The 11,699-nt window shown below is 45.5% G+C and carries 12 protein-coding genes; all 12 read left to right on the top strand.

The genetic code is table 11. The features are described from left to right. Positions 1 to 11: 11 nt before the first annotated feature. Complete coding sequence (locus tag LPY66_RS15865; RefSeq protein WP_337985226.1) at positions 12 to 1,958, top strand: sigma-54 interaction domain-containing protein; 1,947 nt, start codon at positions 12 to 14, stop codon at positions 1,956 to 1,958. Between the two features lie 278 nt (positions 1,959 to 2,236). Beyond that, positions 2,237 to 3,457, top strand: a complete 1,221-nt coding sequence (locus tag LPY66_RS15860) for an MFS transporter (protein WP_337985225.1) — start codon at positions 2,237 to 2,239, stop codon at positions 3,455 to 3,457. 534 nt (positions 3,458 to 3,991) lie between these two features. After that, the gene (locus tag LPY66_RS15855) at positions 3,992 to 5,836 is read left to right on the top strand and encodes an aldehyde ferredoxin oxidoreductase family protein (RefSeq protein ID WP_337985224.1); all 1,845 of its coding nucleotides are present in this window, start codon (positions 3,992 to 3,994) and stop codon (positions 5,834 to 5,836) included. Positions 5,837 to 6,196: 360 nt separating this feature from the next. Then, positions 6,197 to 6,409, top strand: a complete 213-nt coding sequence (locus LPY66_RS15850; protein WP_337985223.1) for a MoaD/ThiS family protein — start codon at positions 6,197 to 6,199, stop codon at positions 6,407 to 6,409. A 399-nt stretch (positions 6,410 to 6,808) separates the two neighbouring features. After that, complete coding sequence (locus tag LPY66_RS15845; RefSeq protein WP_337985222.1) at positions 6,809 to 7,165, top strand: NADH-quinone oxidoreductase subunit A; 357 nt, start codon at positions 6,809 to 6,811, stop codon at positions 7,163 to 7,165. Further along, positions 7,156 to 7,704 (top strand): NADH-quinone oxidoreductase subunit B, encoded by a 549-nt coding sequence (locus LPY66_RS15840; protein ID WP_337985221.1) that lies wholly within the window; start codon positions 7,156 to 7,158, stop codon positions 7,702 to 7,704. Before LPY66_RS15845 ends, LPY66_RS15840 begins: the two co-directional genes overlap by 10 nt. 28 nt (positions 7,705 to 7,732) lie before the next feature. Continuing rightward, positions 7,733 to 8,185 (top strand): NADH-quinone oxidoreductase subunit C, encoded by a 453-nt coding sequence (locus tag LPY66_RS15835; RefSeq protein WP_337985220.1) that lies wholly within the window; start codon positions 7,733 to 7,735, stop codon positions 8,183 to 8,185. 1 nt (position 8,186) lies between these two features. Further along, positions 8,187 to 9,335, top strand: coding sequence for an NADH-quinone oxidoreductase subunit D (locus LPY66_RS15830; RefSeq protein WP_337985219.1), 1,149 nt, complete (start codon positions 8,187 to 8,189; stop codon positions 9,333 to 9,335). 40 nt (positions 9,336 to 9,375) lie between these two features. Then, positions 9,376 to 10,419: an NADH-quinone oxidoreductase subunit NuoH gene (nuoH, locus tag LPY66_RS15825; RefSeq protein ID WP_337985218.1), complete on the top strand. Its 1,044-nt coding sequence runs from the start codon at positions 9,376 to 9,378 to the stop codon at positions 10,417 to 10,419. 12 nt (positions 10,420 to 10,431) lie between these two features. Further along, positions 10,432 to 10,845, top strand: coding sequence for a NuoI/complex I 23 kDa subunit family protein (locus LPY66_RS15820; protein ID WP_337985217.1), 414 nt, complete (start codon positions 10,432 to 10,434; stop codon positions 10,843 to 10,845). Beyond that, entirely contained in the window at positions 10,845 to 11,345 is a 501-nt protein-coding gene (locus tag LPY66_RS15815; RefSeq protein ID WP_337985216.1) for an NADH-quinone oxidoreductase subunit J family protein, read from the top strand. The genes LPY66_RS15820 and LPY66_RS15815 overlap by 1 nt, the downstream gene beginning before the upstream one ends. Further along, entirely contained in the window at positions 11,342 to 11,677 is a 336-nt protein-coding gene (gene nuoK, locus LPY66_RS15810) for an NADH-quinone oxidoreductase subunit NuoK (protein WP_337985215.1), read from the top strand. The genes LPY66_RS15815 and nuoK overlap by 4 nt, the downstream gene beginning before the upstream one ends. Positions 11,678 to 11,699: the final 22 nt, after the last annotated feature.

Raw genomic sequence — 11,699 nt, 5'->3', positions numbered from 1 at the left:
GGTCGTTATTAGTGGCAGTTGTGGATTTAGAACCATCTGCTTTTAGTACTTCCGGCAAGCTTATTTCTGCTCAAGGAACAATAAATGTTCCTGATCGATGGAGCAAAATTATGAAATTAAAAACAGATTTTCTTCAGAACAAAATAAAAGATCCGCGAAATTGTTCCACCATCGATCCTGAATTAGCTGCATCATGGATACGATCCCGCGATTACGGGGTGAGCCCGTTTATAGTCGGTCGGATGATCAAAAAACAAATGGAGAGGTCTTTATTTCAGTGCTTTCTGGCGAAACAACGGTCGCTGCTGGAAATCACGCGAAACGTTATTGATGAATACAAGGGCATGATGCTCTTCGCGGATTATGGCGTGATACTATTTGATCCACAGGGGCTGGTCTTGATCCAGGAAGATGCATGGCTGAAATCATCCCCGTTTGATAAGAAAGAAGTCCGGCAATCCATGGTTGGCAAATACATGGATGAGGAAAATGCGGGAACCCATGCCCATAGCCTCTCAGTGAATCAGAAACGGCCGATTCAGCTGTTGGGGCATGAGCATTACAGTATCGCTTACAGCGATACGATAGCGTCAGCAGTTCCGATCACCGATGAAGACGGAGCGGTTATTGCCGTTTTAACTCTGATAACCCCTTTAGTAAACGGATCCCGCTGGGAAAACGATTTTATTGGTTTGACGAATTACTCCAAAGACCTGGTTGTCACTATGGCCCATAGGATTCAAGCCCTTCTGAGTTTGGAATATAGCCGCAATGAATTGAACGCATACAAAAACAGGCTGCAGGTCAAAGCAGAAGCGCTGATGGCGGCATTGGATGTCGCCGACGATGCGGTGGTGATTATTGATGAAAAAGGCCGCTTCATTGACATTAATCATAAGGCGATGCATACGTTTAAACTGAGCGACAAACCGCTGGCGATGACGGATCTGAGTCAATTTATGAATGATAATACCGTAATGAATTTAGCCGGTAAAGGACGCTCGGCAGAAATGCGAGAAGCGCTTCACATCGGCAACAAGACCCATTCTTATCTCGTTAGTATCCGTCCGGTAATGGATGAGTACACCGGCTTATTGAATAGCGCGGTTTTGCGGTTCAGATCCATGGCCGCGGACAAACTGCGGATTGTTGAACATTCACCAATACCAGCTGTCAAGGATTTTAACGCGGTTATCGGAAAAAGCAAAGAGATTAAGGGGGCTATTAAGATGGCCCGTCTTTTCGCTGATTGTAATGAAAACGTGCTTTTAGTCGGGGAGAGCGGGACCGGGAAGGAATTATTCGCTCAGGCGATTCACGCGATCTATGCTTCCGCAGGCCCTTTTGTTGCCATTAACTGTGCGGCCATGCCCAGAGAACTTATTGAGAGCGAACTTTTCGGCTATGAAGGCGGAAGCTTTACCGGTGCAGATCGCATCGGCAGGCAGGGAAAAATAGAATTGGCCAATGGCGGAACACTCTTTTTGGATGAAATCGGGGATATGCCGCTCAAATTGCAGGCTGTTCTTCTGCGTACGCTTGAAGACAAGCAGGTCATGCGTGTTGGAGGATTAAAAACTAAGAAAGTCGACTTCAGACTGATTGCAGCAACCAACCGTGATCTGAAGCAACTGGTCAGGGAGAAGCTTTTCCGAGAGGATCTTTACTATCGGCTTTCGGTTCTGCCGATACAATTACCCCCTTTGCGTAAGCGGAAAAATGATATATTGCTCTTATGTGAGCACTTTATTACAGAAGCTTGCCAAAAGAGGGGCAGGGAGATCGTTTCTTTGGCACCTGCTGCATCCCGGCTTCTGGTGGAGTATAGCTGGCCCGGCAATATTCGTGAACTTAAGAATGCGATGACCTATGCTGTCAATATCAGTGCAAAGCAATTCATCGAACTCGATGATTTGCCGGTGTCTATTCGTGCGGGAACACTCGATAAAATGTATTAGGGCTATTTCTATAATAGAAATATTAATGCCAATTTGAAACTGCGATAGAGGACTCGCAGTTTCTTTATGTCATGTTATTCATGTTAACGCAAAAAATGCGCGATGAATTTGCATGCAAATTTCAGATAATCAATCAGGCGGAATGCCGATTTTCTCAGGCATCCATTTTTTTGCCTGCTGAGACGTTGCCCTATGATGCTTGTGTTGACTGCGTTCTTGGCATATTTAATGCAATTATAAGCAACGGATAAAACGCAAAATTGCAAGGAGATGACGTCGTGGATAAGGCTAAATCGGTAAAAGCTGTCCTTTTGGTTTCCAGTTGTGATACGAACGCGTCCAGTGCATTAATTATCCCATTAATGGGTATGCTCGCAGTGATGTTCCCCGATTCCGGTACGCAGATCAGTATGCTGATCTCTCTGCCGTCCCTAGTCATGATACCAACCATTTTTCTGAGCGGAAAGCTGAGTCAATACTTCAGTAAAAAGACCCTTTTAAATATCGGAACGGCATGTTATATCATCGGTGGTTTTGGTGCCTGTCTTGTCCCCAATCTTACTTTCATTGTCATCATGCGCGGGATAGTCGGTATCGGGTGCGGTATTGTTTATCCGTTAATACCTGCGTTGATTGCTCAATTCTGGGAAGGAGACCAGAGAGCAAAAATGATGGGTTGGGCCAGTGCGGCAGGAAGCATTTTAGCGATGGCAATGTCCGTGGCATCAGGCTTTTTAGCTGTCCAGAATTGGCGCTATCCCTTTTTCCTCGATTTGCTGTGGATCATTCTTCTGATTGCGCAGATCCGCGTACTGCCTAAAGTCCCCCCGGAAAGAATAGATCCTGCTCTGATGAAAACCGGTGAACGACCCAGATTAACACTGTCTGTGTATCTGGACATCTTTGCTATGTTCATCTATTTGATGGTCAGTATGGTTTACATACTGAAAATATCGATCTTCATCAGTGTGGAGAATTTGGGGAATGCGGCTAACGCCGGTCTTGCTTCTTCCGCTGTGACTTTTTGCGCATTCCTGATCAGTTTGTTCTTTACCATGTTCCTCAAATATGCCAAACGCTTTACCCCGGTAATCAGTTTGGCTTTTCTGGGTATTTGTTTTTACTTGTTAAGCATTGCGTACAGCTTTACATTAATATTGGCTGCGTCTGTATGCATGGGTTTTTCTCTCGGATTAATCTTCCCCTATTTGAACACACGGGTTTCGGCGATTGCTCCGCCTGGGGCAAAAACATTCGCATTGTCGGCGATGTATACCGCGGGGTACACCGGACAATTCCTGGCTGCTTTTTATGCACAGGCTATCGATCACATTGTCGGGGGATCATTAAGGGGGACCTTCCAGTTCATGGTCGGAAACATCGGCGTTTGTATTGTCGTTGCAACCGTATGTGTTCTTATTTCAATGAACATGGAAAAGAAGAAGCAACTAGGAACACGCGTTGAGCAAAAGACTGAGCCCGAAATTACCGGCCGGTAACTAGTAGACCGTTCTTTAAATACGCTAGCAAATATTCGTATATGGGGCTGGGCCGCGTGCACAATAACACTTTCGGCTCTGGTGCCCTCCAGAATTTACATTGAGGAAGTTAAAATTTTTATGCCCTCCTTGGCGAATTGCAATCGTTAACAGGAAGTTCAAATTCTATTACCATCCGTGGTGAATTTGAACTTAGGACCATCCATGGTCCGTCATCCATGGACCGTTGCGCTTCGCAATCCGTGCTCCGCTTGTCGCCGGTATTGTGCACGCGTCCTTACTCTGGAGTAATTTGAGTAACTAATTTGAGAATGGTCTACTAGTAGATCATTCTCAAATTAGTTACCCAGAGTAAGGTTGCCTGCACAATGCCGGCAGGGTAGTTCTAAAATAAAAAAATGAGACAAATATTTGCAAGATCATCTACGGCAAAAGCAGATTTTACAAGTATTTTATCTGCTGGCATAGTTCATGCAAATATCATGAGAAGAGTAAAAAAATAAAGCATAACGTTTTTGAGATGAGGTGTTTAAAGTGTCCAATGGGTATGCAGGTGCGTTGCTTCGTATTGATGTCACCGACAATACGGTATTGAAGGAAGAACTTTCTCATGATTTTGTTCATAACTGGGTTGGCGGGACATGTATGGGTGCAAAAATCGTCTATGATGAAGTTCCAATCTCGGTCAATTGGAATGATTCGGCTAACAGGCTGGTCATGGCGACAGGGGGATTGACCGGGACAGGCGGTGTTGGATCCGGGGCTTTTGGAGTAGTGACCAAAGGGGCAATGACCAATGGCTTTGCAACGTCCCAGGCTAACGGCTTTTTCTCCGCATTTCTGAAGTTCTGCGGATATGATGCCATTGTCCTTCAGGGAGCATCGGAGGACTGGGTTTACATCTATATTGATGATGAAAAGGTTGAGATCAAATCCGCTGCTCATCTGGTGGGGCTGGATACGTATGAGACACAAGTCAGATTATTGGAAGAGTACGGTTTGACCCGTACCCAGTTAAGCGTGGCTTGTATTGGGCCAGGCGGTGAAAATCTGGTACGGTATGCGTGCATTGTCAGCGACTTTGGTCATGTTGCAGCCCATAACGGTGTCGGTGCGGTGCTGGGCTCCAAAAAAATCAAGGCAATTGCAGTTAAACGAGGCAAGAATAAACCGGCTGTTTTTGACGCCGAAGCGTTAAAGGAAAATGCGCAGGAGATGAATCGCTGCTCGAAAGAAGGAATAGCTGGCAAAGGGACATTCGTCCACGGAACCAACGTGGCGATCGCCGGGGCCGAGAAAGGCGGCGTGTTGCCAATCAAAAATATAACTACCCATAGTTTTCCGGAAATCGCCGGGTTTGTACCGGAAGTCCTCAGAACAAGCAATGACTATAAGAAAAGACCCTGTTGGGGCTGCAATTGGAATCATGTCGGAGATCTTACCGTCAAAGAAGGTCCGTTTAAAGGCTTTACAACGGAGGAACCGGAATTTGAAGCCCTGGGCGGAATGGGTTCGAATTTAGGTATCACGAATCTGACCGAGACGATGGTCATATGTGATTATGTGGATCGTATGGGTATTGATGTAAATGAAACAAGCTGGACATTGGCCTGGGTTATCGAATGCTACGAAAGGGGCTTTTTTACGGGAAAAGACACCGATGAGCTGGAAATGACCTGGGATAATTTCCGGAGTGTCAAAGCGATGATTGAAAAAATCGCTTACCGTCAAGGTGTGGGTGATTTCTTGGCTGAGGGTCTCATGCGGGTAGCTACAAAAACCGGCGGGGAAGCGATGGATTGCGCTAACTTTACGTATAAAGGCAACTCAATTCGCGGCCACGACCATCGGGCAATGTGGACAGAGCTCTTAGATACCTGCGTATCGAGTACCGGGACGATTGAAGTCGTCGGGGGATTTATCAATGCCGCACAGCATGGCCTGCCGCCGATAACCAATCCGTTTGACTGGGAGCAGATTGCCAGGTATAATGCCGGCGTCAGCGGCCGCCGTGTATTTGAAGACAGTCTCGGTGTCTGCCGGTTTATGTGTGAGGATATTAACTATAGCGTAGCAGCACTCAATAGTGCAACCGGTGACAGTTATACCGTGGAAGAGGTTGTCAAAATCGGCAGGAAAGCGATGAACCTGATGCGGGTCTATAATATCAAATCCGGCATCACCGCAGATCTGGAAAAGCCGTCCAAAAAGTATCAGGATCGTCCGGGTGATGGCCCGGCTTCGGTCGCTTGTATCGGCGATGTGTTCATGCAAATGCGTGAGCGTTATTTTACCCTGATGGGATGGGATCCCCATACCGGAGTGCCGCTTCCGGAAACACTGAAAGCTTTGGATTTAGAATTCCTGATCGAAGAGTAAAGGCGGTCACCATCAGAACGGGTATAAACAGTCTAACGCGCGGATAGAAATGGATTAAAAAGACCACGTGGACTATCCATGTGGTCTTTTCTAGCCAAAGTGTCTAAAAATTACACATTTTAGTCATATTTGGCCATAGCGTTTTACATTATTTAATGTTTTAATAGTAATATATAATATTGTAAAAGAATTTGGACATTAACAAAAAAATATTAAACAAAAAAACTAAATAACAAACAAAAAGACAATTAAAAGTATTAATATCAACTAATAACTAATAACTAATAACTAATAAGTAATAAGTAATAAGTAATAAGTAATAAGTATTTAAGGAATTCCTTTTTGAGGTGTATGAAGGTCATGAAAATATATTTAGACAGCCATTTTGATGATACGCTGCCGCCCAAAGAACAGGGATATGAGGTGCCGGAAGGCTGGTCTTTGGGTGATTTACTGCACAAGCTCAATTCAGAAAATCTAAACGCAGTGGTCAACGGTTATTTCGTGCCCCACGACTATGTTTTTCAGGAAGGCGACGATGTCACTCTATTTACGGTGTTGTCCGGAGGATAAATTTTAATCAAGTCTTCCAGGAATATATTCCAAGGATGTCAAATAAAGTGTATTGTGGATTTTTTCACAAATGAAAGCACTTTGCGATTTTGATTGTCAAATCCGATATAATCCGATATCATAATATACGGTACAACGTGTCCAAAACCCGATGATACGCGTGATTTGGCCAGAATATTCAGTCTTTCGCATTGTGAAAAGGATGAGCGTTTTTTAGGGCAAATCGCGATAAACCAAGTATCATTTTGGTTCTTTATTAAACAAGAGAATTGCCGTCAGATCAGGCTTTTTTTATTGGTTTGGTAAAATAGGGCAATTGGCACGTATCTTGCATTTTAAGTTTCTTTGGTGTTCTTATTTTTAATATAGTCAAAATTAGATAGAAGGAGGAGGTAGACAATGTTACTCAATTACACAGGGGTCTTCATCGTGCTGTTGTGGGGAATCATTTTCCCGATCATTTTATTGTGGGCGCAGAAATTGCTCAGCCCCAATAATCCCACACCGGCAAAACTGCTGACCTACGAATGCGGTCTGGATACCCAAGGAGATACATGGATTCGTTTCAAACTGAGTTATTTTATGTATGCCCTGATATTTGTCATTTTTGATGTTGAAACGATTTTCCTATACCCATGGGCCATGCAGTTTAAAAACATGGGCGTATTCGGTATCGTGGAAATGGTCATCTTTATGGCGATCCTCATTCTCGGGTTTGCCTATGCCTGGAAGGAGGGTGCACTGGAATGGATGTAATTAAAACGGACACCAATATCGAAGTCCCAAACAATATCATTCTTTGTAAGATTGAAGATGCGCTGAACTGGTGCCGGGGCCGTTCTTTCTGGCCGCTTACGTTTGGTTTAGCCTGCTGCGCTATTGAAATGATGGCCTCCGGTGATGCCCGGTATGATATCTCGCGTTTTGGCTCCGAAGTGTTCCGACCGTCGCCAAGACAATGTGATTTACTCATTGTTGCCGGAACTGTGACCAAGAAGATGGAACCGCTGGTTATCCGTCTGTATGAACAAATGGCTGAACCGAAATATGTATTGGCGATGGGCAGCTGCGCGATCAGCGGCGGACCGTTTAAAGATTCGTATAACGTTGTTCCCGGTGCGGATACATTTTTACCTGTTGATGTCTATGTGCCGGGTTGTCCGCCCAGACCGGAAGCACTTTTTAACGGTCTTCTCACTTTGCGCAAGAAAGTCGTCAGTCCCAGAAAGTTTGCTGAAGAAAACAAAGAGAAGATCATGGAAATCAACAAGGAGAGGATCATGCGGAATGAATAAAAAGATCGATCGGCAGGCACTGGTTGACATGCTAAATGTGAAAATTGGTGCACAAACGGAAGTCTTTGCAGATAATACCGAACTGTCCATCAAGGTGCCGCGTCTTAGACTCGTCGATGTCATGATGGAACTCAGGAATCATCCCGATTACAAGATGGATTTTCTCGTGGATCTGACTTCTGTGGATTATCCGGAAAACTTGACGGTCATTTACCACTTAATGTCAATGCAACACCGACATCAGCTGACAGTGAAGGTCGAAATCAGTAAAGAAAATCCCTGCTGGGTCCCTTCCGTGACCGCTGTGTGGAAAGCAGCTCAAGTTCTGGAAAGAGAAGTCTTTGATCTCATGGGGATCATCTTTAACGATCATCCTGATTTGCGCAGGATACTGCTCGCGGACGATTTTGTTGGGCACCCTCTGCGTAAGGATTTTGTATTGCAGCCGGATAAGAACACCAGCCAAGATGGAGGTGTATGACATGCAGGATATGTGTAATGTACTGGAAACATGTGAAGAAAAAGGAACCATCCGAACGCAGGAAATGAATATTAACTACGGGCCGCAGCATCCGAGTACCCACGGCGTTTACCGGGCGGTATTGACCTTAGAGGGAGAGTATATCACCAAGTGCGTCAATCATTTGGGGTATCTGCACCGTGGTATGGAAAAACTGGCAGAGTCCCGGACTTATACCCAATTTATACCGTATAATGGACGGCTGGATTATCTGGCTGGTATGTTATGTGAAGAATCTTATGTACGCGCCGTTGAGAAACTGATGGGTATCACGGACCAAATCCCGGAACGTGCGGAATATATCCGGGTAATTATGAGTGAGCTCCAGCGTATCGCGAGTCATCTGGTATTTTATGCCTCCATCGCGTTGGATATGGCCGGGTTTACCCCGTGGACCTATGGATTTCGGGAAAGAGACACTATATTGGATCTCATCGAAATGACAGCCGGCAACCGAATGATGCCGAACTATATGCGGATCGGCGGTGTTGCGGCAGATCTTCCCGACGAATTTATGCCTGCGCTGCGCAAGCTGCTAGATATTATGCCGAAGTGTATCGATGAATACCATGGGATATTAACAGGCAATGAAATATTCCAGGCGCGTACGAAGCGGGTGGCACCGCTCTCCGCAGAGAAGGTGCTGGACTATGGCTTGACCGGGCCAAATGCCCGTGCCAGCGGCGTTGATTTTGATCTGCGCAGAGATGAGCCCTATGGAATTTATGACCGTTTTAAATTTAATGTACCCACCCGGCAAACGGGTGATAGCTTTGACCGATATATCGTCCGCATGGAAGAAATCGTTGAGAGCGTTAAAATAATTGAACAAGCCATGAAGGATATTCCCGAAGGCCCGATCATAGCAAAAGTACCGAAGCTGATCAAACCACCGGTCGGAGAGACCTATTCCCGGATCGAGCATTCCAAAGGACACCTTGGCTTCTATCTTGTGAGTGATGGTTCACCCAAACCCTACCGCACCCACATCTATTCCCCTAGTTTTGTCAATGTGGCGGTTTTCGAAGAAATGGCCGTCGGCCTCCATCTGCAGGATGCGGTTGTCGCCTTTGCTTCACTGGATATCGTTTTAGGGGAAATTGATCGATAAGTTAACGCTGACAAAACTCATTGTGATGAGGGAGGAAACTATGGATATATTTCTTATTTGGGTCGATATGTTCAGGAACTGGTGTACTGTAGGCCTCGGTTTGCCTGCATTGCCGGTGGAACTGTTCATTAAGGCCGTCCTGGTTTTGGTTGTTATCGTCTTTGTACTCTGCAATTTGATTGTCCTCGTTTGGCTGGAACGTAAATTTGCTGCTTTTTATGCCGATCGCGTTGGTCCTAATCGGATCGGTCCTGGCGGATTTTTACAGTTCCCAGTGGACATAGTCAAAATGCTGGGAAAAGAAGATATTATTCCTGGCGCAGTTGACAAATTTGTCTACAAGGCAGCCGCAATCACCGCATTTTTAAGTGCGATTCTTGCTTGGGCTGTGATTCCGCTGGGAAAAGATATGGCTTTGGAAAATTTGAATATTGGTTTGTTCTATTTCATTGCGATCGGCTCGACCGGAACGATCGCCTTCATCATGGCTGGATTTGGATCCAACAATAAATACGCGCTGCTCGGTGGAATGAGGACAGCGGCACAGATGATCAGCTATGAGATCCCGCTGGCGTTTTCGCTGGTGGGTGTTGTGATGATCACCGGAACGCTGAATCTGCAGGAAATCGTCAACGCCCAGCAGAAAGTATGGTTTATTATTCCGCAGATCCTAGCTTTTCTGGCTTATTTTATGTCGTCGATCGCCGAAACGAACCGCGGTCCCTTAGACTTGTCGGAAGGGGAGCAGGAACTCGTTGCCGGGTACTTTATTGAATACTCCGGTATCCGTTATGCCCTGTATATGGTTGCGGAATATGCGCATCTTGTTGCAGTATCGTCTATTTCCGCCATTGTTTTCCTGGGAGGATGGAACGCACCGTTTGGTCTTACTTTCATCCCCGGCATTGTCTGGATGATCATCAAGATCTACTTTATGATTTTCCTGTTTATGTGGGTCCGTTGGACATTCGTCCGAGTCAAAGTGGAACACCTGATGCACATCGGGTGGAAATTCCTGATTCCTTTAACATTGTTCAACATTATTATAACCGGCGTGGGCATTTACGTCTTCCGGATGATATAGGGGGGTGAAATCGTGTACGGACAAGGGCTGCTAAAAGGTTTAAGCATATCGATCAAGCACTTTTTCAGTAAGAAAGTGACGCAGATGTACCCAGAGGAAAAACCGGTGCTCCCGAAACGGTTTCGGGGCTGGTTTGAACTCACTCCGGAAAAATGCACCGCGTGCGGGTTATGTGTGAATGCATGCCCGAACAGAATCATTTCCATTGAAAGCTATAAGGATGAAAATAATAAGCGAAAGCTCAGTAAGTACCGGATGCTGATGGAGAGCTGCATCTATTGCGGTTTCTGTGTTGAAGCCTGTCCTCAGGACGCGCTGTACAATACACAGGATTTCGAAAAAGCATGTTTTTTCCGACAGGATCTGGACCGAATCCTTTATCAAATCGAGCCGCCTGCGGTTCAGGCTGGAGGGAGTGAAGAATAATGGGCTTTACGATCATGTTTTACATTGTTGCTGCCGTTACCATTGGATCGGCCTTGCTGATGGTGATCAGCAGGAATATCTTTCACAGTGCACTGCTCATGATGGTGGCATTTCTTGGAATTGCAGGTGTCTTCATCCTGCTGAATGCCGACTTCCTGGGAGTAACTCAAATCTTGGTCTATGCCGGAGCGATTACGATTTTTATCGTTTTTGCCATCATGTTTACCATCAAAGGTGATATGAAAAAAACAAATCTTTTCTCTAAAAATGTGGTTCCCGGCGCCCTGCTCTCGTTGGTCCTGATTGCAGTTAACGCGGTGATGGCACTGACCACCAAATGGCCGCTCAGCTCGGGTACACCGCCGGAAGAAACAGCCAGAGAAGTTGCCAATCTGATGCTGACCAAGTATGTTGTGGCTTTTGAAGTGACTGCTGTCTTATTACTGGCCGCGATGCTTGGTGCGATCGTCATTGTGAAAGAGGTGAAAAAACCCTCATGACAACACTCATTCATTTCTTTCTGAACGTTGGTCTGCCTCATTTTTTGATCCTCAGCGGAACGTTATTCTTTATCGGGCTTTTTAACGTCCTGGCCAAAAAGAATGTGATTGCCATTTTAATGGGAATGGAAATCATGCTGAGCTCAGTGAATATTAACCTGATCGCCTTCAGCAAATATACGGCTGCACCGATGCTTAACGGTCATGTTTTCGCACTTTTCGTTATTGCGTTAGCGGCCGCGGAAGTTTCGGTTGGCTTAGCGCTGATTATTTCCGTATACCGCAAACATAAAACCGTTGAAGCCGATGAAATCGATAAAATGAAATGGTAATCAAATTTAGTATAAAGGCAGG

It is taken from the genome of Dehalobacter sp. DCM, from assembly GCF_024972775.1.
GTDB lineage: Bacteria > Bacillota > Desulfitobacteriia > Desulfitobacteriales > Syntrophobotulaceae > Dehalobacter.
Note: the sequence above shows the minus strand (reverse complement) of the source record. Positions and strands in the feature narration are given on the sequence as shown.